The 22,561-nt window shown below is 73.1% G+C and carries 15 protein-coding genes; 8 read left to right on the forward strand and 7 right to left on the reverse strand.

Features of this window, described 5'->3' with window-relative positions:
* Positions 1–68: 68 nt before the first annotated feature.
* From POF43_RS30685 to speB, 3 genes are all read right to left on the reverse strand, one after another.
* A complete protein-coding gene (locus POF43_RS30685) occupies positions 69–3,872 on the reverse strand; it encodes an ABC transporter ATP-binding protein (protein ID WP_372516165.1) in 3,804 nt (1,267 codons plus the stop codon).
* A gap of 286 nt (positions 3,873–4,158) precedes the next feature.
* A complete protein-coding gene (locus POF43_RS30690) occupies positions 4,159–5,247 on the reverse strand; it encodes an esterase-like activity of phytase family protein (protein ID WP_271325248.1) in 1,089 nt (362 codons plus the stop codon).
* A gap of 269 nt (positions 5,248–5,516) precedes the next feature.
* Positions 5,517–6,476 carry an agmatinase gene (gene speB, locus POF43_RS30695; RefSeq protein ID WP_271315991.1) on the reverse strand — a complete coding sequence of 320 codons (960 nt, stop codon included), beginning with the start codon at positions 6,474–6,476 and terminating at the stop codon, positions 5,517–5,519.
* Positions 6,477–6,697: 221 nt separating this feature from the next.
* Between speB and POF43_RS30700 the strand changes: the two genes are divergently transcribed.
* Entirely contained in the window at positions 6,698–7,489 is a 792-nt protein-coding gene (locus POF43_RS30700) for a phosphatase (protein WP_271315992.1), read from the forward strand.
* Between the two features lie 325 nt (positions 7,490–7,814).
* Here the strand turns inward: POF43_RS30700 and POF43_RS30705 are convergent, their stop codons facing one another.
* The 3 genes from POF43_RS30705 to POF43_RS30715 form a co-directional block, all read right to left on the reverse strand.
* Positions 7,815–8,738: an acyl-CoA thioesterase gene (locus tag POF43_RS30705; protein ID WP_271315994.1), complete on the reverse strand. Its 924-nt coding sequence runs from the start codon at positions 8,736–8,738 to the stop codon at positions 7,815–7,817.
* 25 nt (positions 8,739–8,763) lie between these two features.
* Positions 8,764–9,921, reverse strand: coding sequence for an acyl-CoA dehydrogenase family protein (locus POF43_RS30710; protein ID WP_271315993.1), 1,158 nt, complete (start codon positions 9,919–9,921; stop codon positions 8,764–8,766).
* Positions 9,922–10,208: 287 nt separating this feature from the next.
* Positions 10,209–10,817 carry an SACE_7040 family transcriptional regulator gene (locus POF43_RS30715; RefSeq protein WP_282704874.1) on the reverse strand — a complete coding sequence of 203 codons (609 nt, stop codon included), beginning with the start codon at positions 10,815–10,817 and terminating at the stop codon, positions 10,209–10,211.
* A 119-nt stretch (positions 10,818–10,936) separates the two neighbouring features.
* On the opposite strand from POF43_RS30715, the gene POF43_RS30720 reads away from it, so the two are divergent.
* The 6 genes from POF43_RS30720 to glmS all read left to right on the forward strand — a co-directional run bounded on the left by POF43_RS30720 (position 10,937) and on the right by glmS (position 19,013).
* Positions 10,937–12,580, forward strand: a complete 1,644-nt coding sequence (locus POF43_RS30720; protein WP_271315741.1) for a carboxyl transferase domain-containing protein — start codon at positions 10,937–10,939, stop codon at positions 12,578–12,580.
* Between the two features lie 14 nt (positions 12,581–12,594).
* The gene (locus POF43_RS30725; protein WP_271324138.1) at positions 12,595–14,598 is read left to right on the forward strand and encodes an acetyl/propionyl/methylcrotonyl-CoA carboxylase subunit alpha; all 2,004 of its coding nucleotides are present in this window, start codon (positions 12,595–12,597) and stop codon (positions 14,596–14,598) included.
* 32 nt (positions 14,599–14,630) lie between these two features.
* A complete protein-coding gene (locus tag POF43_RS30730) occupies positions 14,631–15,548 on the forward strand; it encodes a hydroxymethylglutaryl-CoA lyase (protein WP_271324140.1) in 918 nt (305 codons plus the stop codon).
* Between the two features lie 4 nt (positions 15,549–15,552).
* Complete coding sequence (locus tag POF43_RS30735) at positions 15,553–16,746, forward strand: acyl-CoA dehydrogenase family protein (RefSeq protein ID WP_271324139.1); 1,194 nt, start codon at positions 15,553–15,555, stop codon at positions 16,744–16,746.
* An 89-nt stretch (positions 16,747–16,835) separates the two neighbouring features.
* Complete coding sequence (locus tag POF43_RS30740; protein ID WP_271315738.1) at positions 16,836–17,123, forward strand: hypothetical protein; 288 nt, start codon at positions 16,836–16,838, stop codon at positions 17,121–17,123.
* Between the two features lie 75 nt (positions 17,124–17,198).
* On the forward strand, positions 17,199–19,013 hold the full coding sequence (gene glmS / locus POF43_RS30745) for a glutamine--fructose-6-phosphate transaminase (isomerizing) (RefSeq protein ID WP_271315737.1): 1,815 nt from the start codon (positions 17,199–17,201) through the stop codon (positions 19,011–19,013).
* 636 nt (positions 19,014–19,649) lie between these two features.
* On the opposite strand, the gene POF43_RS30750 is transcribed toward glmS, so the two are convergent.
* Positions 19,650–20,174 carry a universal stress protein gene (locus POF43_RS30750; RefSeq protein WP_271317837.1) on the reverse strand — a complete coding sequence of 175 codons (525 nt, stop codon included), beginning with the start codon at positions 20,172–20,174 and terminating at the stop codon, positions 19,650–19,652.
* 1,024 nt (positions 20,175–21,198) lie between these two features.
* Here POF43_RS30750 and POF43_RS30755 point away from each other — a divergent pair.
* Positions 21,199–22,560 (forward strand): helix-turn-helix domain-containing protein, encoded by a 1,362-nt coding sequence (locus tag POF43_RS30755; protein ID WP_271317836.1) that lies wholly within the window; start codon positions 21,199–21,201, stop codon positions 22,558–22,560.
* The last annotated feature ends 1 nt before the right edge of the window (position 22,561 follow it).

Below are 22,561 nucleotides of genomic sequence, written 5' to 3' on the forward strand. Positions count from 1 at the left end.
GAGGTTCACGGTGGGCGGCGCCGCGGCCCCCGGTGGGCGACGGGGAGTTCGACCACGGGGGGCCGGGGTCAGGCGGCGGTGGGCGCCGGCTCGCCGGTGAAGGTTCGCCAGAGGGCGGCGTAGTGACCGTCCTGGGCGAGCAGTTCGTCGTGGGTGCCGTCCTCGACGACCCGGCCGTGGTCCATGACGACGACGCGGTCGGCGCGGGCGGCGGTGGTGAGGCGGTGGGCGACGACGAGGGTGGTGCGGCGGACGGCGAGGCGGTCGGCGGCGGCGTTGACCAGCGCTTCGGTGGCCAGGTCGAGGGCGGCGGTGGCCTCGTCGAGCAGCAGGATGTCGGGGTCGACGAGTTCGGCGCGGGCCAGGGCGATGAGCTGGCGCTGGCCGGCGGACAGGTTGCGGCCGCGTTCGCCGACGCGGTGCAGGTAGCCGTCGGACAGCCCGGCGATCATGTCGTGGGCGCCGACCGCGCGGGCGGCGGCCTCCACCTCGGCGTCGGAGGCGTCGGGGCGGCCGTAGGCGACGGCGTCGCGGACGGTTCCGGGGAAGAGGTACGGCTCCTGCGGTACGACGCCGAGGCGGCGGCGGTAGCCGGTGAGGTCGAGGTCGCGCAGGTCGGTGCCGTCGACGCGGACCGCGCCGCCGGTGACGTCGTAGAAGCGGGCGACGAGCTTGACCAGGGTGGACTTGCCGGCGCCGGTCTCGCCGACGAAGGCGACGGTCTGGCCGGGCGGGACGCGCAGGGTGACGCCGGACAGCGCGGCCTCGGCGTCCTCGGAGCGGCCGTAGGCGAAGCGGACGTCGTCGAAGACCACTTCACCGCGCAGTCCGTCGGCGGGCACCGGGCGGGGGTCGGCGGGGGCGGGTGTGGTGGTGGGCTGGCGCAGCAGTTCGTTGATGCGGCCGAGGGAGACGGTGGCCTGCTGGTAGCCGTCGAAGACCTGGGAGAGCTGCTGGACGGGTGAGAAGAACAGGTCGATGTAGAGCAGGTAGGCCACCAGGGCGCCGGCGGTCAGGGTGCCCTGGTGGTAGCGGCCGGCGCCGATGATGAGCACCAGGGCGGCGGCGAGGCTGGACAGCAGCTGCACGAACGGGAAGTAGACGGAGATGTACCACTGGCCGCGGATGCGGGCCTGGCGGTACTCGTCGCTGCGGGCGGCGAACCGGGCGGCGCCGGCGGCCTCGCCGCGGAATGCCTGGACGACGCGCAGGCCGGCGACGTGCTCCTGGAGGTCGGAGTTGACGATGCCGACCTTGTCGCGGGCGAGGTTGTAGGCGCGGACCGACTTGCGGCGGAAGACGACGGTGGCGGCGATCAGCGGCGGCAGGGTGACGAAGACGATCAGGGCGAGCTGGACGTCGATGACGAACAGCGCGACGAGGATGCCGAAGAAGGTGAGGAGGCTGACGACGGCGGTGACCAGGCCGGTCTGGAGGAACGAGCTGAGGGCGTCGACGTCGGTGGTCATCCGGGTCATGATGCGGCCGGTGAGTTCGCGTTCGTAGAAGTCCAGGCCGAGGCGTTGCAGCTGGGCGAAGATCTTCAGGCGCAGGGCGTACAGGACGCGTTCGCCGGTGCGGCCGGTCATCTGGTTCTCGCCGACCTGGGCGGCCCACTGGGCGATGACGACGACGAGGCCGAGGAGCGAGGCGGACCAGACGGCGCCGATGGCGAACCGGTCCAGGCCCTGGTCGATGCCGTGCCGGACCAGGACGGGCAGGACGAGGCTGCCGACGGCGTCGACGGACACCAGGATCAGGCTGACCAGCAGCGGAAGGCCGAAGCCGCGCAGCAGGGCGCGCAGACCGAAGTGGGTGTCGGGGGCGTGGGCGCGGTCCTCGTCGATGTCGGGGGTGTCGGTGGCAGGCGGGAGGGCCGCGACGCGGGCGAGGAGTTCGGGGGTGGCGGGCATGCCGGTCATGGCGCCGGCCAGGCCCGGTCCGGCCGGGGCGCCGGAGGCGGCGGTCCGGTCACCGCCGGCGCCGGGGGCGTCGGAGTCGGGGCGGCGCCACAGTTCGGGGGTGATGCCGCCGGCCGCGACGGAGTCGGGCGCACCGGCGTCGGCGGCCAGGCCGGCGGCGACCAGGCGGTCAGGGCAGGCGGAGGCAGAGGTGGAGGCGGAGGCGGGGGTGGGAGCGGAGGCTGAAGCGGGGTCGGAGGTGGAGACAGAGGTGGAGGCGGCCGTGGTGTCCGCGGCGGCGGTGAGGCCGGCGGGGTCGGGGGTGTAGGCGTCGCCGGCCAGTTCGTCGGGGTCGGTGAGCAGCCGGCGGTAGAGCGGGCAGCGGGCCTCGAGCTCGTCGTGGGTGCCGATGTCGGCGAGCCGGCCGCGGTCCAGGACGGCGATGCGGTCGGCGAGGGCGAGGGAGGAGCGGCGGTGGGCGATCAGCAGCGTGGTGCGGCCGCGCATGACCTCGCGCAGGGCGTCGTGGATCTCGGCCTCGACGCGGGCGTCGACGGCGGAGGTGGCGTCGTCGAGCAGGAGCAGGCGCGGGTTGGTGAGCACCGCGCGGGCCAGGGCGACGCGCTGGCGCTGGCCGCCGGACAGGGTCAGGCCCTGTTCGCCGACGACGGTGTCGTAGCCGGCGGGCAGGGCGGAGATGAAGCCGTGGGCCTGGGCGGCGCGGGTGGCCGCGAGCAGTTGGTCCTCGCCGGTGCCGGGGCTGCCGTAGAGGATGTTGGCGCGCACGGAGTCGGAGAACAGGAAGCTGTCCTCGGGGACCATGCCGATGGCGCCGCGCAGGGAGGCGAAGGTGAGGTCGCGCACGTCGGTGCCGCCGACCCGGACGGCGCCGCCGGTGACGTCGTAGAACCGCGGCAGCAGCAGCGAGACGGTGGACTTGCCGGAGCCGGAGGCGCCGACCACGGCGACGGTCTCGCCGGCCTCGACGCGCAGGCTGAAGTGGTCCAGGACCGGGCGGTCGTCGTCGTAGCCGAAGGTGACGTCGTCGAACTCGACGTCGGCGTCGGCGGTGCCGGGCAGGTCGTGGGCGGTGGCGGACTCGGTGACGCGCGGTTCGGTGTCGATGAGTTCGTAGACGCGTTCGACGCCGGCCCGGGCCTGCTGGCCGACGGTGAGCATGGTGGTGAGCATGCGGACCGGGCCGGTGAGCTGGGCGAGGTAGGTGGAGAAGGCGACGAAGGTGCCCAGGCTGATCCGGCCGTTCACCGCCATCCAGCCGCCGAGGGCGAGCATGGCGACCTGGCCGAGGGCGGGGACCGCCTGGAGGGCCGGGTTGTAACGGGAGTTGAGCCGGACGGTGCGCAGCCGGGCGGCGAACAGCAGGCGGCTGACGCGGCGCAGTTTCTGCTGCTCCTGGGCCTCCTGGCCGAAGCCCTTGACGACGCGGACGCCGGTGACCGCGCCGTCGACCACGCCGGCGACGGCGGCGGCCTGGCCCTGGGCGTACCAGGTGGCGGGGAACAGCCGGGTGCGGCTGCGGTTGGCCAGGAACCACAGGGCGGGCGCGACGGCGAGGGCGATGACCGTCAGCAGCGGGGACAGCAGGGCCATGACGACCAGCGACAGCACGAACAGCAGGACGTTGCCGATCATCATCGGGAGCATGAAGAGCATGCCCTGGATCAGCTGGAGGTCGCTGGTGGCTCGGCCGACGACCTGACCGGTGTCGAGTTCGTCCTGCCGGGAGCCGTCCAGCCGGGTGAGGGTGTCGAACATGCCGGTCCGCAGGTCGTGCTGGACGTGCAGCGCGAGGCGGCCGCCGTAGTAGCGGCGCAGGTAGGTCATCGCGTAGACGATGACCGCGGCCAGCACCATCAGCAGGGCCCACGGACCCATGGAACGGGTGTGGTGGACGATGACGTCGTCGATGATCACCTTGGGCAGCAGGGGCACCAGCGCGGTGATCGCCATGCCGCCCAGGGAGGCGCCGAGTGCGATGAGCACATCGCGCCGGTACCGCCAGCAGTCGGACGATATGCGGCGCAGCCATCCCCGCTGCCCGCTTGTCCCCGTCTCCTGTGTCACACGTCCGCCTTCCGCTCGTCGTCGCTCGGTGCCGGACGCTTGCAACACGCCGGACCACGCATTTCATCCTGCGTTCATAATTTCTGACGCGAAAGACGGCCCCAGGTCCGAGTGCGCTACGGCATCGGACCTAGGACCGTCGGTCGGTACGGCGGGCGCGCGGCCCGGGGGCTCAGCGGCGCGGGAGGCGCACGGTGAGGGAGTACAGGCGGGTGACCTGATCGGGGTTGTCGTTGTTGTCGCTGATCATCAGCAGCCGCAGTCGGCCGTCGGGGGTACGGCCGGTGACGGTCAGGCCCTCGATGTTGTCGAGCAGCGGGTTGGGCTGCGGCTGGCGGGCGGTGGCGCCGAGCGACGGGCACCGGCCGATGTCGGCGACGAGGGTGGTGCGGATCAGGCGGGCGCCGGAGGAGGCGGTCAGGTCGGTGATGCCGCTGGTGTCGCTCGCGCCGCGCAGGTCGGCGGCGTAGAGGCGGACGGTGTTGCCGAAGCCGGCGGTGAAGCCGCGTTCCAGCACGAGCAGGCGGCCGTCGCCGGTGGAGGCGATCTCGGAGATGCCGAGGCCCGGGTCGAGCCGGAAGCCGTACTGCCTGCCGAGGGTGAAGGCGTCGCTGTCACCGACGCGGTTCCAGGTCTGGAGGCGGGTGAGGTCCTGGTCGTCGCCGGCGATCGACTCCTCCATGGAGGCGACCAGGGTGTGCCCGCCGGGCAGCAGGGTCAGGCCCTCGAAGGTCAGGTTGGACTGCGCGCGGCCGGCCGGGGCGACCTGGAGGTAGGACGGGACGGGCAGCCGGCCGACGAGGTGGCCGGCCCGGTCGTAGCGGCGGATCGACGGCTCGGTCTCGGAGGTGATCAGGTACGTGCCGTCGTGGTCGACCACGACGGCCTCGGAGTCCAGCTGCCCGCCGTTCTCGTCGGCGATCGGCATACCGGCGGCGACGGTGGCGCGCGGGGCGCCGCCGCCCTGGTGGACGTCGAGGTCGAACAGGACGGAACGGTCCGATACGGCGGCGATCCGGCCGCCCCGGTCGACGGACAGGCCGGACAGGTTGCCGACGTCGAGCCCGTCGAAGGTGGTTTCGTCCAGCGCGTCGGAGAAGCCGTCGAGGTCGGCGTAGGGCGAGCAGGCGTTCGCGGTCGGCCGGCCGGCCGCGTCCCGGGGAGCGGGCGCGGCGGACGCCGGGACGGTCACCGCGAGGGTGAGGCAGGTGACGGCGGTCAGGCCCGCGGTCGCGGTGGCCAGTACGGTACGCAGGCGCACGTTCGGTTCTCCCTGGATCGGCGTCGGCCGGGTTCGGCCCGCAGCACATGGTGGCCGGACCCGACCGCGCGGAGGTCGGGATTCGGTCAACGCCGGTTGACCTTTTGGTCAATTACGGATGACGCCGAGCGCCGATGGCGTCAACCGCCGATGACGCCACTCACCGATGGTGTCAACCACCGATGGCGCCGCTCACCGAAGACGCCGACCACCGATGACGGAGGAGGCGCCGGCCGGCGGAGGGGCGTCCCCTGCGGCGGGGAGAACGGTCAGCGGGACGCGGCGATCTGCCGGGCCATGATCGTGGTCAGCTCGTACGCGGTGTGCGACGCGGCGACCGAGGTGATCTCGGCGTGGTCGTAGGCCGGGGCGACCTCGACCAGGTCGGCGGAGACCAGGTGGCAGGAGGACAGGCCGCGCAGGATCTCCAGCAGTTCGCGCGAGGTCAGGCCGCCGGCCTCCGGGGTGCCGGTGCCGGGGGCGTGCGCCGGGTCGAGGACGTCGATGTCGATGGAGATGTACAGCGGCCGGTTCCCGATGCGTTCGCGCAGCTGCTGGGCGACCTCGTCGACGCCGCGCCGCATGACGTCGGCGGAGGTGACGATGCCGAAGCCCATGCGCTCGTCGTCGTCGAGGTCCTGCTTGCCGTAGAGCGGACCGCGGGTGCCGACGTGGCTGAGGGCGGAGGTGTCGAGGATGCCTTCCTCCACGGCCCGGCGGAACGGGGTGCCGTGCGTGTACTCGGCGCCGAAGTAGGTGTCCCAGGTGTCGAGGTGGGCGTCGAAGTGCAGCAGCGCGACCGGGCCGTGCTTGCGGGCGACGGACCGCAGCAGCGGGAGCGCGATGGTGTGGTCGCCGCCGAGCGTCATCAGCCGGGCACCGGTGTCGAGCAGGTCGTCGGCCGCCGCCTGCACGGTCTCGACCGCCTCGTTGATGTCGAACGGGTTGACCGCGATGTCGCCGGCGTCCGCGACCTGGGCCAGCGCGAACGGCGACGCGTCCTGCGCCGGGTTGTACGGCCGCAGCAGCCGCGACGCCTCACGGATCGCGTTGCCGCCGAAGCGGGCGCCGGGCCGGTAGGACACGCCGCTGTCGAAGGGCACGCCGACCACGGCGACGTCCGCGGTGCCGACCTCGTCCACCCGGGGCAGCCGCGCGAAGGTCGCCGGGCCCGCGTAGCGCGGGATGCGCGAGGAGTCGACGGGGCCGCGGGGGGTGGGCTGGGTCATGACGGTGTCCTTCCGATCCGGGGGGCGGATCCGACGGTAGGGGGCCGGACGGCGGTGCTGAAGTGTACGTTTCCGGCAGTGCGGGACCGCGGGGTCACCGGTTCGTCCATTGCGCGGCGGGTTCGTCCACCGCGGCGGGCCGGACGCGCGGGCGAAGGGGCCGGCGGCCGGCGCGGCGGGCCCGACCGTACGCCCCCTCCCCGGCAGGCGACAATGGGGGTATGTCCTCAGACCGCGCACCGTCCCGGCAGATGCTGATCGACCACCTTCTGGACACCCGGATCGCCGGGGCCGTCGCCACCAGCCGTGAGAACAACCTCGACCACTACCGCGAGCTGGCCGCCGGCAACCGGTACTACTGGCTGGGGCTGGAGCTGGATCCGCGCTGGTCGGACGAGGCCGCGGTGCTGGAGCTGATGTCGGAACGCTGCGGGGTCATCGCCGACCCGGAGCACCGTTCGGGGCAGGACACCATCGACCCGGAGCTGACGGTCGACGCGCTGGACCGCGCCGCGGCGGCGCTGCGCAGGGCGGCGGCCGGCGGGCACCGGGTGCTGGTGGCCACCGGGCACCCGGGCGGGCTGCTGGGGGTGCACCTGGCGACGGCGGCGGCGCTGCGGGCGGCCGGGTGCGAGGTGATGTCGATAACGCCGGGGCTGTACGCGGACGACGGCCGGGCGCTGCAGATCGGTGACGTGGCAATGGTGCTGCGCGGCGCGGCGCTGGTGCACACCCACTCCCCCACCCCGATGACCGCGGTGCTCGACGCGATGGAACGCGAGGGGCGCGCGCTGCCGCAGCTGGTCGTCGCCGACCACGGCTGGGCCGGGTGCGCGGCGCAGCGCGGCGTGGAGACCGTGGGGTACGCCGACTGCAACGACCCGGCGCTGTTCTGCGGCGAGGCGGACGGAACGCTCCAGGTGGCCGTTCCGCTGGACGACCACGTCTCACCGGAGTACTACGACCCGATGACCGCCTATCTGCTGGCGGCGGCGGGACTGACCCAGCGGTAGGCCCGTGCGGGCGGCGGGAGGCCCGGGCGCGCGCGGGAGGGCGGGCCGACGGTGCGGGTGGGACGCCGGGCCAGTCGGACACCGTAGGCCGGACGCCGTACGAGGCGCGATCACCGTGGACCGGACACCGTTGGTCGGCACGACCGCGTCGTGGACACCACCGTGGGCAGCGCGAACGACGTCAGCCGCGAACGCCGCCACCGCCACCGCCACCGCCATCAGCCGCGAACGCCGGCAACACCACCGCCATCAGCCGCGACCGCCGCCAGCCGCCACCGCGGTCCACGCCACCGCCGTCAACACCACCGCGGTCCACGCCACCCGTTCAGCGCGACCGCGGTACCCGGACCAGCCCTTCCTGGATGACCGAGACCGCGAGGCGGCCGTCCCGGGTCCAGATCTTCGCCGTGCCCAGGCCGCGTCCGCCGGAGGACGACGGGCTCTCCTGGTCGTACAGCAGCCATTCGTCGGCGCGGAACGGCCGGTGGAACCACATGGCGTGGTCCAGGCTGGCGCCGACCACGTCGCCGACCGCCCAGCCGCCGCGGCCGTGGGCGAGCAGGATCGAGTCGAGCAGGGTCATGTCGGAGACGTAGGTGGCCAGGCAGACGTGCAGCAGCGGGTCGTCGGCCAGCGGGCCCTGGGTGCGGAACCACACCTGGGAGCGCGGTTCGCGGCGCTCCCCCGCGGTGAGGTACGGCGGGTCCTGGGCGTAGCGCAGGTCGACGGCGGACCGGGCCTCCAGCAGCCGGTCCACGACGGTGGGGTCCGGGAAGCGGTCGGCGTGCCGGGGCAGCAGTTCCTCGGCGGTGGGCAGCGTCTCGGGGTCGGGGGCCTTCGGCATCTCCTGCTGGTGGTCCAGGCCCTCCTCGTGGGTCTGGAAGGACGCCGACAGGTGGAAGATCGGCCGGCCGTGCTGGATGGCGACGACCCGGCGGGTGGTGAACGAGCGGCCGTCGCGGATGCGGTCGACCTCGTAGACGATCGGCGCGCCGGGGTCGCCGGGGACCAGGAAGTACGCGTGCAGGGAGTGCGCGGGCCGGTCGTCGGGGACGGTGCGGCCGGCCGCGACCAGGGCCTGCGCCGCGACCTGCCCGCCGAAGACCCGGGGGACGACGGCGGGCCGCGAGATGCCCCGGAAGATGTCCCGCTCGATCCGTTCCAGGTCCAGCAGGGCGAGCAGGTCGCGCAACGCGCCCGGGTGGTCGGCCGCCGGCCGGCCGGCGGCCGGACCGGGGCGGTCGTTCATCGGACCGGTGTTCATCGGACCGGGATCACAGGCCCATCGACTTGGCGATGATGGAGCGCATGACCTCGCTGGTGCCGCCGTAGATGCGGCTGACGCGGGTGTCGGCGTACAGGCGGGCGATGGGGTACTCCATCATGTAGCCGTAACCGCCGTGCAACTGGAGGCACTTGTCGATGACGCGGGCGGCGACCTCGGTGCAGAACAGCTTGGCGGAGGCGGCGTCGGCCGCGGTCAGGTCGCCGATGTCGTGGGCCTCCAGGGCGCGGTCGACCACGGCCTGGGCGGCGTCCACCTCGGCCTTGCAGTCGGCCAGGACGAACTTGGTGTTCTGGAACTCGGCGACCGTGCGGCCGAAGACGGTGCGTTCCTTGACGTACTCGGTGGCGAACCGGATGGCGGCGGCGGCCTGGGCGTAGGCGCCGAGCGCGATGCCGAGCCGCTCCTGCGGGAGGTTGTGGGCGAGGTAGCCGAACGCCTTGCCCTCCTCGCCGAGCAGGTCCTCGACCGGGACCTTGACGTCGGTGAACGACAGCTCCGCGGTGTCGGAGGACTTCAGGCCCAGCTTCTCCAGCTTGCGGCCGACGGCGTAGCCCTCGCTGGTGGTGTCGACGACCAGGATGGAGATGCCGGCGCGGCGGTCCTCCGGAGTGGCCGGGGAGGTGCGGGCGCAGACCAGGACGCGGTCGGCGAGCACGCCGCCGGTGATGAAGGTCTTGGCGCCGTTGAGCACGTAGTGCGTGCCGTCCTCGGACAGCTTGGCGGTGGTCTTCATGCCGGCCAGGTCGGAGCCGGTGCCGGGCTCGGTCATGGCGATGGCGGTCATCATCTCGCCGGAGACGAACGCGGGCAGCCAGCGCTTCTTCTGCTCCGCGTTGGCGTACTTCATGAGGTACGGCAGGCACAGCGCGGTGTGCACGCCGCTGCCGCCGAAGCTGACGCCGGCCCGGGCGCACTCCTCGGTGATGACCGCGTTGTACTTGAAGCTGGTCTCGCCGGCGCCGCCGTACTCCTCGGGGACCTCGATGCCGAAGATGCCGAGTTCGCCGAGCTTGTAGTAGAAGTCGCGCGGGGCATGCCCGGCGTGCTCCCAGTCCTGGTAGACGGGGGTGACCTCGTCCGCGATGAACTCACGGATCGTCGAGCGGAATGCCTCGTGGTCCTCGTTGAACACCGTGCGACGCACCGGCGCCACCTCCCCTTCCAGCTCTTCCAGCGTAGTACGGTCCCGCCCGCCAACCTAAGCAAGCGCTCAGAAAGTTACCGGTCGGTCGCCCCGCTGTCCAGGCCGGACCCCCCGGGTGAGCGCGACATCACGTCGCACGGGACGCGGCAGCGGCACATCCCCTCCGCCCACGGGACGCGCCCCGACGCGACGCGCTCCGACGCCACGCACCACCCGACATCCCGCACCGCTCGACATCGCACCCCCTCCGACGCCCCGCACCACCCAACACCCCGCACCGCCCGACCTCACACCCCCTCCCCCGCCCCTCCCCCCTCCAGCGCGGCGAACGCCGCCAGCGCGAGCCGGTTCAGCAGCATCCCGGCGGCGGCGCGGGCCGGGCGTCCCTCGCCGGCGCCGAGGCGGGGGGTGGAGTTGATCAGGCCGAAGACCGCGTGGACGGCGGCGCGGGCCTCCATCTCGGTGGCGGCCGGGTACCGGTCGCGGACCACCTGGACCCACAGCTCGACGTACCGGCGCTGGAGCTGGCGGACGAGCTTGCGGTCGGAGTCGGGCAGCCGGTCCAGCTCGCGGTCGTGCAGGACGATCAGCGGCTGGTCGTCCAGTGCGAAGTCGGTGTGCCCGCGCACCAGCGAATCCAGCGCGCCGCCCGGCCCGGACGCCTCATCGACCCGGCGGCGCCCCTCGGCCAGCAGGCTCTCGCTGATGCCGACCAGCAGTTCGGCCAGCATCGCGTCCTTGCCGGCGAAGTGCCGGTACAGGCCGGGGCCGCTGATGCCGACCGCGGCACCGATCTCGTCGACCCCCACACCGTGGAAACCGCGCTCGGCGAACAGCCGCGCGGCCTCCCTGAGGATCTGCTGACGCCGGGTCGCTCCGGCCTTGGTGGGCTGCATGGAGGAGATTCTAGACAATGACGTTAGCGAGCGTTAACCTGTGGGCAGCACGTTAACGATGACTAACACTGTCGCCAGGGCAGCCTGACGGGAACGCGTGAGCAAAGGAGCCCACCGCGATGCGCGACACGGCACCACCCCCACCCGCGCTGCGCAGCGCCGCGGACCCGGCGTCCGACGCCTGGGCGGCCAACGTCAAGGCGCACGCCGAGCTGTCGGACGCGCTGCGCGAGAAGCTGGCGGCGGCCCGGCTGGGCGGCGGCGAGCGTTCGCGCGCCCGGCACACCGCCCGCGGCAAGCTGCTGCCGCGCGACCGGGTCGACGGGCTGCTCGACCCCGGCTCGCCCTTCCTGGAGCTGGCCCCGCTGGCCGCCGAGGGGATGTACGACGGCCAGGCGCCGGCCGCCGGGGTGATCGCCGGCATCGGACGGGTGGCCGGCCGCGAGGTCGTGGTGGTCGCCAACGACGCCACCGTCAAGGGCGGCACGTACTACCCGATGACGGTCAAGAAGCACCTGCGCGCCCAGGAGGTCGCGCTGGAGAACCGGCTGCCGTGCGTGTACCTGGTGGACTCCGGCGGCGCCTTCCTGCCCAAGCAGGACGAGGTCTTCCCCGACCGCGAGCACTTCGGCCGGATCTTCTACAACCAGGCCACCATGTCCGCGCGCGGCATCCCGCAGATCGCCGCCGTCATGGGCTCGTGCACCGCCGGCGGCGCCTACGTGCCGGCCATGAGCGACGAGGCCGTCATCGTGCGCGACCAGGGCACGATCTTCCTGGGCGGGCCGCCGCTGGTGAAGGCGGCCACCGGTGAGGTCGTCACCGCCGAGGAGCTGGGCGGCGGCGAGGTGCACTCCAAGGTCTCCGGCGTCACCGACCACCTCGCCGAGGACGACGCCCACGCGCTGCGCATCGTGCGCGACATCGTGGCCACCCTGCCGTCCCGCGGGCCGCTGCCGTGGACCGTCACCCCCTCGGTCGAACCGGCGGTCGACCCGGCGGGGCTGACCGGCGTCGTACCGGTCGACTCGCGCACCCCGTACGACGTGCGCGAGGTCATCGCCCGGCTGGTGGACGGCAGCGGGTTCGCCGAGTTCAAGAAGGAGTACGGCACCACGCTGGTCACCGGCTTCGCCCGCGTGCAGGGCCACCCGGTGGGCATCGTGGCCAACAACGGCATCCTGTTCGCCGAGTCGGCGGTCAAGGGCGCGCACTTCATCGAACTGTGCGACCAGCGCGGCATCCCGCTGCTGTTCCTGCAGAACATCTCCGGCTTCATGGTCGGCCGCAGCTACGAGGCCGGCGGCATCGCCAAGCACGGCGCCAAGATGGTCACCGCCGTCGCCTGCGCCCGGGTGCCGAAGCTCACCGTGGTCATCGGCGGTTCCTACGGCGCCGGCAACTACTCGATGTGCGGCCGGGCGTACTCGCCGAGGTTCCTGTGGATGTGGCCCAACGCGAAGATCTCGGTGATGGGCGGTGAGCAGGCCGCCTCGGTGCTCGCCACCGTCAAGCGCGACCAGTTGGAGGCGGCCGGCCAGCAGTGGCCGGCCGAGGACGAGGAACGCTTCAAGTCCCCGGTCCGCGCCCAGTACGAGGAGCAGGGCAACGCCTACTACGCGACCGCCCGGCTGTGGGACGACGGCGTGATCGACCCGCTGGACACCCGCACGGTGCTGGGCCTGGCCCTGACCGCGTGCGCCAACGCGCCCGTCCCGGAACGCGGCCCGCTCGCGCCCGGCTACGGCGTCTTCCGGATGTAGGGGGAGGACCCATCATGTTCGACACGGTGCTCGTCGCCAACCGCGGCGAGATCGCGGTGCGGGTCATCCGCACCCTGCGGCGGCTCGGGGTCCGCTCGGTCGCCGTCTTCAGCGACGCCGACGCCGACGCGCGGCACGTCGTGGAGGCCGACACGGCCGTCCGGCTCGGGCCGGCGCCGGCCGCCGACAGCTACCTGTCGGCCGACCGGCTGCTGGCGGCGGCCCGGCGCTCCGGCGCGCAGGCGGTCCACCCCGGCTACGGATTCCTGGCGGAGAACGCCGCGTTCGCGCGGGCCTGCGCCGACGCCGGCCTGGTCTTCATCGGCCCGCCCGCCGACGCCATCGAGCTGATGGGCGACAAGATCCGGGCCAAGGAGACGGTCGCCGCGCACCGCGTGCCGATCGTGCCGGGCAGCTCCGGCAGCGGCCTGACCGACGACCAGCTCATCGCCGCCGCGCGGCAGATCGGCACCCCGGTGCTGCTCAAGCCGTCGGCGGGCGGCGGCGGCAAGGGCATGCGGCTGGTGCGCGACGAGGCGCTGCTGGCGGAGGAGATCGCGGCGGCCCGGCGGGAGGCGCGCGGTTCGTTCGGCGACGACACCCTGCTGGTGGAGCGGTGGATCGACCGCCCCCGGCACATCGAGATCCAGGTGCTGGCCGACGCCCACGGCCACGTGATCCACCTCGGCGAGCGCGAGTGCTCCCTGCAACGGCGGCACCAGAAGGTCGTCGAGGAGGCGCCGTCCGTCCTGCTCGACGAGGCGACGCGGGCCGCGATGGGCGAGGCGGCGGTCCAGGCGGCCCGCTCCTGCGGTTACGTGGGCGCCGGCACCGTGGAGTTCATCGTGCCGGGCGCCGACCCGGGCGCGTACTGCTTCATGGAGATGAACACCCGCCTGCAGGTCGAGCACCCGGTCACCGAGCTGGTCACCGGCCTGGACCTGGTGGAGTGGCAGCTGCGGGTGGCCTGCGGCGAGGAGCTGTCGTTCGGGCAGGCCGACGTCACGCTCACCGGCCACGCCGTGGAGGCCCGGGTCTGCGCCGAGGACCCGGCGCGCGGCTTCCTGCCGTCCGGCGGCACCGTGCTGGCGCTGCGCGAACCGCAGGGCGACGGGGTGCGCACCGACTCCGGGCTGTCGCAGGGCACCGAGGTCGGCAGCCTGTACGACCCGATGCTGTCGAAGGTCGTCGCGTACGGCCCGGACCGGCCGACCGCGCTGCGCAGGCTGCGGGCCGCGCTGGCCGACACCGTGATCCTGGGCGTCGCCACCAACACCGGTTTCCTGCGCGCGCTGCTGGCCCACCCCGACGTGGTCTCCGGCGCGCTCGACACCGGCCTGGTCGAACGCGACGTGGAGTCGCTGACGGCGGGCGGCGTGCCGGAGGAGGTCTACGTAGCGGCGGCGCTGCTGCGGCAGGCGGCGCTGGCCCCGGCCGGGGCGGACGGCGGCTGGGTCGATCCGTTCTCGGTGCCCAGCGGCTGGCGCATGGGCGGCGAGCCGGCGTGGACCACGCACCCGGTGCGCGTCGCGGGCCTGGACCCGGTCGTCCTCGCCGTGCGCGGGGACCAGGTGCGGGTCGGCGACGGGCCGCCGGTGCGGGCCCGGCTGGCGGCGGCGGACGCGGACGGCGGCCGGGTCGTCGTGCACGTCGACGGCGTCACGCACGTCTTCCACCGGGCCGGCGAGTGGCTGGGCCGGGACGCGCGGACGTGGCAGGTGCTGGACCACGACCCGGTCGAGGCGGCGCTGCTCGGCGCGGCCGGCGGCGGGGGCACCGGCGCGCTGACCGCACCGATGCCCGGCACGGTGACCGTGGTGAAGGTGGCGGCCGGCGACGAGGTGACCGCCGGGCAGAGCCTGCTGGTGGTCGAGGCCATGAAGATGGAACACGTGATCACCGCCCCGCACGACGGCACCGTCACCACCATCGACGTGCGGCCGGGCAGTACCGTCGCGATGGACCAGGTCCTCGCGGTCGTCACGCCGCTCGCCGCACCGACCGAGGAGGAGTCGTGAGCGATCCGTCGCCGACCGCGCCGGGACTGCCGATGGCGGTGCCGCAGGACGGCCTGCCCGCCCGGGTGCGCATCCACGAGGTCGGGGCCCGCGACGGCCTGCAGAACGAGAAGAACGTCGTGCCGACCGAGGTCAAGGCGGAGTTCATCCACCGGCTGGCCGACGCCGGGCTCCACACCGTCGAGGCGACCAGCTTCGTGCATCCCAAGTGGGTGCCTCAGCTGGCCGACGCCGAGCAGCTGATGCCGCTGATCGGCGACGTGGCCGCCCGGCTGCCGGTGCTGGTGCCGAACGAACGCGGGCTGGAGCGGGCGCTGGCGCTCGGCGTCCGGGAGATCGCGGTGTTCGGCAGCGCCACCGAGTCGTTCGCGCAGGCCAACCTCAACCGCACGGTGGACGCGTCGCTGGCGATGTTCGAGCCGGTGGTGGCCAAGGCCCGGCAGGCCGGCGCGACCGTGCGCGGCTACCTGTCGATGTGCTTCGGCGACCCCTGGGAGGGCCCGGTCCCGCTGCCCCAGGTGGTCGGCGTGGCACGGCGGCTGTTCGACCTGGGGTGCACCGAGCTGAGCCTCGGCGACACCATCGGGGTGGCCACCCCGGGCCACGTCGGCGCGCTGCTGACCGCGCTCGGCGAGGCGGGCCTGGGCCCGCAGGTGCTCGCCGTGCACTTCCACGACACCTACGGCCAGGCGCTGGCCAACACCCTGGCCGCGCTGCGGCACGGCGTCACCACGGTGGACGCCTCCGCCGGCGGCCTCGGCGGCTGCCCGTACGCCAGGAGCGCCACCGGCAACCTCGCCACCGAAGACCTGGTGTGGATGCTGAACGGACTCGGCATCGACACCGGTGTCGACCTCGCCCGCCTCACCGCCACCAGCGTGTGGATGGCGGGCCACCTGGGCCGACCCAGCCCCTCCCGCACCGTCCGCGCCCTCTCCCACGAGGAGTAGAACCATGACCAGCCCCCGCCCCGGCGGCCTCGGCAACGCCCACCGGCTGCCCGAGGAGTACGAGCAACTGCGGCGCACCGTCGAGGAGTTCGCCCACGACCTGGTCGCGCCGAAGATCGGCGAGTTCTACGAGAACCACGAGTTCCCGTACGAGATCGTGCGGGAGATGGGGCGCATGGGCCTGTTCGGCCTGCCGTTCCCGGAGGAGTACGGCGGCATGGGCGGCGACTACTTCGCGCTGTGCCTGGTACTGGAGGAGCTGGCCCGGGTCGACTCCTCGGTGGCCATCACCCTGGAGGCCGGGGTCTCGCTGGGCGCCATGCCGATCTTCCGGTTCGGCACCGAGGAGCAGAAGCGCGAGTGGCTGCCGAGGATGTGCGCCGGCGAGGTCCTCGGCGCGTTCGGGCTGACCGAGCCGGAGTGCGGTTCGGACGCCGGCGGCACCCGCACCACCGCCCGGCTGGACGAGGCCACCGACGAGTGGGTGATCAACGGCAGCAAGTGCTTCATCACCAACTCCGGCACCGACATCACCGCGCTGGTCACCGTCACCGCGGTCACCGGCCGCAAGCCCGACGGCCGCCCGGAGATCTCGGCGATCATCGTGCCGTCCGGCACCCCCGGCTTCACCGTCGCGGCGCCCTACTCCAAGGTCGGCTGGAACGCCTCCGACACCCGTGAGCTGTCGTTCGCCGACGTGCGGGTGCCGGCCGCCAACCTGGTGGGCGAGGCCGGCCGCGGTTACGCGCAGTTCCTGCGGATCCTCGACGAGGGCCGGATCGCCATCGCGGCGCTGGCCACCGGGCTGGCCCAGGGCTGCGTCGACCAGTCGGTGTCGTACGCCAACACCCGCAAGGCGTTCGGCAAGCCGATCGGCGCCAACCAGGCGATCCAGTTCAAGATCGCCGACATGGAGATGCGCGCCCACACCTCCCGGCTGACCTGGCGGGACGCCGCGTCCCGGCTGGTGGCGGGCGAACCGTTCAAGAAGGAGGCGGCGCTCGCCAAGCTGTACTCGTCGGAGATCGCGGTGACCAACGCCCGGGAGGCCACCCAGGTGCACGGCGGGTACGGGTTCATGAACGAGTACCCGGTGGCCCGGTTCTGGCGCGACTCGAAGATCCTGGAGATCGGCGAGGGCACCAGTGAGGTCCAGCGCATGCTGATCGCCCGTGAGCTGGGGGTTCCCAGCAACTGAACCGGCCGCCCGGGTGATTTTGGCGCCGCCCTGCCCGAAATCGGGCAGAAATGTTGCGGCACCGGTCGCTCGTCGCGCAGGATCGTCAGGTGCTCGAACGCCGGACGTCGCCGGAGACCTCACACGAGGAACTCATCGACCACCTGGTGCGGACCACGCCGCTGCACCGCGGCGAGGCCGCCCGGGTGGTCCTCGACGTCCTGGCGTACTTCGACGAGCCGGCGGACGGCTACGTGCGCCGGCGGCACCGCGAGTTGCAGTCCAGGGGCCTGGCCAACGCCGAGATCTTCGAGCGGATCGCCGGGGAACTGAAGCGCCGCGCGGTGGCACCGCCCGAGCTGTCCCTGCGGCAGCTGCGCCGCATCGTCTACGGCTGAGCCGCTCCGGCTCACCGGCGGCCGACGGCGCGGACGGGCGAGCGGACGTCAGGGCCACCGGAGAGGGAGAGCGCCATGTGCGGGATCGTCGGATACATCGGCAAGCGGGACGCCGTGCCGCTGCTGCTGGAGGGCCTGGCCCGGCTGGAGTACCGGGGCTACGACTCGGCGGGCGTGGCGGTGACCGGCAAGTCCGGCGGCATCCGCACGGTGAAGGCCAAGGGCCGGGTCCGTGAGCTGGAGGCCCAGGTGCCCAAACGCTTCTCCGGCACCACCGGCATCGCCCACACCCGCTGGGCCACCCACGGCGCGCCCAGCGACGAGAACGCCCACCCGCACCAGGACACCTCCGGCGACGTGGCCGTGGTGCACAACGGCATCATCGACAACGCCGGCGACCTGCGGGCCCGGCTGACCGCCGAGGGCGTCGGCTTCGCCTCCGAGACCGACACCGAGGTGCTGGCCCACCTGATCGGCCTGTCCGACGCCGACACGCTGGAGGGCAAGGTCCGCGAGGCGCTGTCCCGGGTCGACGGCACGTACGGGATCGCGGTGCTGCACGCGGCGTTCCCCGACCGCATCGTGGTGGCCCGCAACGGCTCGCCGGTGGTGCTCGGGCTGGGCGACAACGAGATGTTCGTGGCCTCCGACGTCGCCGCGCTGGTCCGGCACACCCGGCAGGTCGTCACGCTGGACGACGGCGAGATGGCGACGCTCCAGGCCGGTTCGTACCGCACGTTCACCACCGAGGGCAGCCGGACCGCGAGCGCGCCGACCACCATCGAGTGGGACGCCGAGACGTGGGACATGGGCGGCCACGACACGTACATGCACAAGGAGATCCACGAGCAGCCGGAGGCGGTGGACCGGGTACTGCGCGGCCGGATCGACGACCGGTTCGCCACCGTGCGGCTCGGCGGGCTCGGGATCGACAACCGCGAGGCCCGCGCGGTGCGCCGGGTGAAGATCATCGGCTGCGGTTCGGCATATCACGCCGGCATGATCGGTGCCCAGTTGATCGAAGAACTGGCCCGTATCCCCGCCGACGCCGAGCCGGCCAGTGAATTCCGCTACCGCAATCCGGTGGTGGACCCCGACACGCTGTACGTGGCGGTCAGCCAGTCCGGCGAGACCTACGACACGCTGGCCGCGGTGCAGGAGCTCAAGCGCAAGGGCGCCCGGGTGCTCGGCGTGGTCAACGTGGTCGGCAGCGCCATCGCCCGCGAGACGGACGGCGGCGTCTACGTGCACGCCGGTCCCGAGGTGTGCGTGGTCTCCACCAAGTGCTTCACCAACACCGCCGTCGCCTTCGCCCTGCTGGCGCTGCACCTGGGCCGGGTGCGGGACCTGTCGGTCGCCGACGGCCGCCGGATCATCGAGGGCCTGCGCCGGCTTCCGGAACAGCTGTCGGAGATCCTCAAGACGGAGGAGGACATCCGGCGGATCGCGGCGGAGTTCGGCACCGCGCGCAGCATGATGTTCGTCGGCCGGGTGCGCGGATACCCGGTGGCCAGGGAGGCCTCGCTGAAGCTCAAGGAGATCTCCTACATCCACGCCGAGGCGTATCCGGCCTCCGAACTCAAGCACGGCCCCCTGGCGTTGATCGAGCCGGAGGTGCCCTCGGTGGCGATCGTGCCGAACGACGAACTGCTGGAGAAGAACCGCGCCACCCTGGAGGAGATCAAGGCCCGCAGTGGCCGGATCCTTGCGGTCGGCCACCAAGATCATCCGATCGCCGACGAGACGATCATCGTCCCGCGCAACGAGCCCGAACTCGACCCGATTCTGTTGGGTGTTCCGCTCCAACTGCTCGCGTATCACACCGCGTTGGTGATGGGCCGCGACATCGACAAGCCCCGCAACCTCGCCAAGTCCGTCACGGTGGAATAGCCACCCCCAATGCACGCCCCCCGGCGCACGATCCCACCCGGGCGCCGGGGCGCGCGAGCGGGGCTCCACCGGCCGGGCAACGACACCTCCGGAGGGTCTGACCTGCGTCAACGGCCGTCAGGGGGAGGCCGGTTCGGGGCGGGGTGCGTCTGCCGGGAGGCGGGATGTCCTCCGGAGGTGGGGGCGGGAGCCTTCAGGGGGAGCGGGCTTCGGGGGGACCGCCTTCCGGGGCGAGGGTGCGTCCTCCAGGGGCGGGATGCCCCCCGGGGGCGTGGGCTTCGGGGGGGAACGTCCTTCGGGGGCGGGGTGCGGGCCTTGTTGGGGCGCGGGCCTTCGGGGGGAACGTCTTCCGGGGTGGGGGTCTCAAGGCTCAGGGCGCGCGTCCTCAGCCCCTGGGCCGCCTGGCCTTCGACCCTCACCGCGCGCGTCCTCACCCCTGGCCCGCGCGTCCTCAAAACCTCACCCCGCGTCACACCCCGCGTCGCCCGTCTTCGGCGCCCGGCGCACGCCGCTTCCCTGACCGAATACGGGACTTGCGTGCCCGTCTTCAGGGTCGGCGTGCCCGCTTTCGGGCGTCGGCACGGCACGTGGTCGGGCGGCGTTTGGTCGGGTGGGGTGCCGGGCCGGCGGGCCTGCCTACGGGATGACGATGACCGGGCGCTGGGCCCGGCGGGCGAGACGGCCGGCGACGGAGCCGAAGATCTTGCCGATGAGGCCGTGCGTACCGCCGACGACGATGGCGTCGGCGGAGTACTCGCGGCCGACCTCCTCCAGCTCGTGGCAGATGTCGCCGCCGCGTTCGACGAGGATCCAGGAGACCTCGCCCAGGTAGTCCGCGCAGGCCAACTCCAGGCCCAGGACCTCGGTACGGTGGTCGGGGACGTCGACGAAGACCGGTGGTTCGCAGCCCGCCCAGACGGTGGCCGGCAGGCGGTTGGCCACGTGGACGATGATCAGACCGGACCTGGCGCGCCGGGCCATGCCGATCCCGTACGCGAGCGCGCGCTCGCTGGAGACCGAGCCGTCGAATCCGACCACGACGCCGTGCTGGAAGGCCGGATCGCAGGCGTGACGTGTCTCGGTCGCCGGTGTCGGCTCGGCCGCGGTGAAGTCGGCAAGTGGCTTGCCATCGGCGGATTCTGGGTGCTCGTAACCGGCCATGAGGGGCGTTTTCGGCGAGGGCGGCGCCGGGGCGTCGCCGGTGCGGACATGGACAGCGGTGGTCACGGGCCCGACCGACAATGGCCGGTAAGGGCGTTGCCCACCCGCTACCTCCAGGGTACGGCGGCGGGGTATCCCTGCACAGGTGCGCCGGGGTAATCCGTCCGGGTGCTTGTACCCGAAGTTTCCAGGAGGATGCCGGACGAAGCCGCGAAGCGCAACGCCCCCAACACGGTGCGATGCGGGTATTCCGTACCCCTGGGCGACTCGTGGGTAACCTCCGCACGCCGACGTTTTCCGGCGGTCGGTGAGAGCGCTCTCCGCAGCACGCGGCGACCACCGGCCGTCTTCCGGCCGATCGGTCGCCCCCGACCCCCGCGCCCGGCGCGCCGGCCCGCGGGGACCACCACCGCCGCGCACCCCGCACGCCGGCCGGCCCGCTCGGGCCGCCGGGGAAGCCGCAGCGTACGCGGTGCGTCAACGTTGGCATAGCGGACCGGCCGTCCGGTTGCCGCGGGGCGGCGGCGCGGCCGGACAGCACGGCGCCGCGGGGCCGGCCCGGACCGTCCGCCGGGAGCCGCGCCCGACCGTCCCACGAGCCGCCCGCAGGGGCGCACGAGGGGCGCGCACAAGCACCCCGAACGCCCCTACGGCGCACCCACCGGCACACCGGCAATTTCGGTATCGGTTTTCGGCCAACTTCCCACCACTGCGCCCCCCGTACCACCACACTCCCCCAACACCCCTTCCACCTGCGGCAATCACCGTCGGTACGGGGCTGGAAGCCCGCTGCGGCGGGGAGTTGCGGCCACCGCCGGCTGAGGCGTACTTCCCAGCGACGCAGGTGAGTGCAACGCTTCGTGATCGAATGCTTCGCGCCACGTGGCCATGTCGCCTAAGTGCCGGATGGTGAACTTGGCACCTCGACCACACCGGACGCAGTAGATTCGATCTTGGGTAACACGGCGGGGGAAACGTGCAGTACCGAAAGGACGTTGCGTCGACCGAGGGGGGCTCTTCCGCCATGACCCAGGACTCCAGGACCGGTACGGCGACGGAGATCGCGCCGTCCCCTCGCACTCCGGTGCAGGCCTCCGGTGCCACCACCGCCACGCTGCCGGGCCGCAAGCTGTCCGCGCGGCGGCGCAAGGAGATCGTCGCCGTGCTGCTGTTCAGCGGCGGCCCGATCTTCGAAAGCTCCATTCCGCTTTCCGTCTTCGGCGTGGACCGGCAGGACGCCGGAGTGCCGCGCTACCGGCTGCTGGTGTGCGCCGGCGAGGACGGACCGCTGCGTACCACCGGCGGCCTCGAACTGAGCGCGCCGTACGGGATCGAGGCGATCGGCCGTGCCGGGACCGTGGTGGTCCCCGCCTGGCGGTCCATCTCCCACCTGCCGCCGGCCTCCGCGCTCAACGCGCTGCGCCGGGCGCACGAGGAGGGCGCGCGGATCATCGGCCTGTGCACCGGCGCCTTCGTGCTGGCGGCCGCCGGGCTGCTCGACGGCCGGCCGGCCACCACGCACTGGATGTACGCCCCGACGCTGGCCAAGCGGTACCCGTCGGTCCATGTGGACCCGCGCGAGCTGTTCGTGGACGACGGCGACATCCTCACCTCGGCCGGCACCGCCGCCGGGATCGACCTGTGCCTGCACGTGGTGCGCACCGACCACGGCGCGGACGCCGCGAACGCGCTGGCCCGCAGACTGGTCGTGCCGCCGCGGCGCACCGGCGGCCAGGAGCGGTACCTCGACCGTTCCTTACCGGAGGAGATCGGCGGGGATCCACTGGCCGAGGTCGTCGCCTGGGCGCTGGAACACCTGCACGAGCAGTTCGACGTCGAGACGCTGGCCGCCCGCGCGTACATGAGCCGCCGCACCTTCGACCGGCGGTTCCGTTCGCTGACCGGCAGCGCGCCGCTCCAGTGGCTGATCACCCAGCGGGTCCTCCAGGCGCAGCGCCTGCTGGAAACCTCCGACTACTCGGTGGACGAGGTGGCGGGCCGGTGCGGTTTCCGGTCCCCGGTCGCGCTGCGCGGGCACTTCCGCCGCCAGCTGGGCTCGTCGCCCGCCTCGTACCGCACCGCGTTCCGGCAGCGCCGGCCGCAGGACGCCGAACGGACCGAGCGCACGGACCGGCCGGTGCGCGGTGAGGCGCTGCCGCACCAGCGCAGGTCGCCCTCCGCTTCCGGCGCCACCGCCCCGGGCGCCGGGGAGGACGGACAGGTCCGGACGGACTCCGAGCTGTACTCGGTCCGGCTGGCCGACCAGCACGGCCGGACCGAAGCGCAGCACGGCCGGGCCGACGCGCTGGACTTCACCGGCGTGGCCCGGCTGCGTACCGACCGCAGCACGCCCATGCCAGGTCAGCGGGATCGCCCCGTAGGGTGAC

The organism is Streptantibioticus silvisoli, from assembly GCF_027947535.2.
GTDB classification, from domain to species: domain Bacteria; phylum Actinomycetota; class Actinomycetes; order Streptomycetales; family Streptomycetaceae; genus Streptantibioticus_C; species Streptantibioticus_C silvisoli.

Bases quoted from the DNA above. Each gene is read 5' to 3' on its own strand.
- POF43_RS30685 (WP_372516165.1), bottom strand. From the start codon at position 3,872: ATGGCGATCACCGCGCTGGTGCCCCTGCTGCCCAAGGTGATCATCGAC.
- speB (WP_271315991.1), bottom strand. From the start codon at position 6,476: ATGACCCAGCCCACCCCCCGCGGCCCCGTCGACTCCTCGCGCATCCCG.
- POF43_RS30700 (WP_271315992.1), top strand. From the start codon at position 6,698: ATGTCCTCAGACCGCGCACCGTCCCGGCAGATGCTGATCGACCACCTT.
- POF43_RS30705 (WP_271315994.1), bottom strand. From the start codon at position 8,738: ATGAACGACCGCCCCGGTCCGGCCGCCGGCCGGCCGGCGGCCGACCAC.
- POF43_RS30715 (WP_282704874.1), bottom strand. From the start codon at position 10,817: ATGCAGCCCACCAAGGCCGGAGCGACCCGGCGTCAGCAGATCCTCAGG.
- POF43_RS30720 (WP_271315741.1), top strand. From the start codon at position 10,937: ATGCGCGACACGGCACCACCCCCACCCGCGCTGCGCAGCGCCGCGGAC.
- POF43_RS30725 (WP_271324138.1), top strand. From the start codon at position 12,595: ATGTTCGACACGGTGCTCGTCGCCAACCGCGGCGAGATCGCGGTGCGG.
- POF43_RS30730 (WP_271324140.1), top strand. From the start codon at position 14,631: ATGGCGGTGCCGCAGGACGGCCTGCCCGCCCGGGTGCGCATCCACGAG.
- POF43_RS30735 (WP_271324139.1), top strand. From the start codon at position 15,553: ATGACCAGCCCCCGCCCCGGCGGCCTCGGCAACGCCCACCGGCTGCCC.
- glmS (WP_271315737.1), top strand. From the start codon at position 17,199: ATGTGCGGGATCGTCGGATACATCGGCAAGCGGGACGCCGTGCCGCTG.
- POF43_RS30750 (WP_271317837.1), bottom strand. From the start codon at position 20,174: ATGGCCGGTTACGAGCACCCAGAATCCGCCGATGGCAAGCCACTTGCC.
- POF43_RS30755 (WP_271317836.1), top strand. From the start codon at position 21,199: ATGACCCAGGACTCCAGGACCGGTACGGCGACGGAGATCGCGCCGTCC.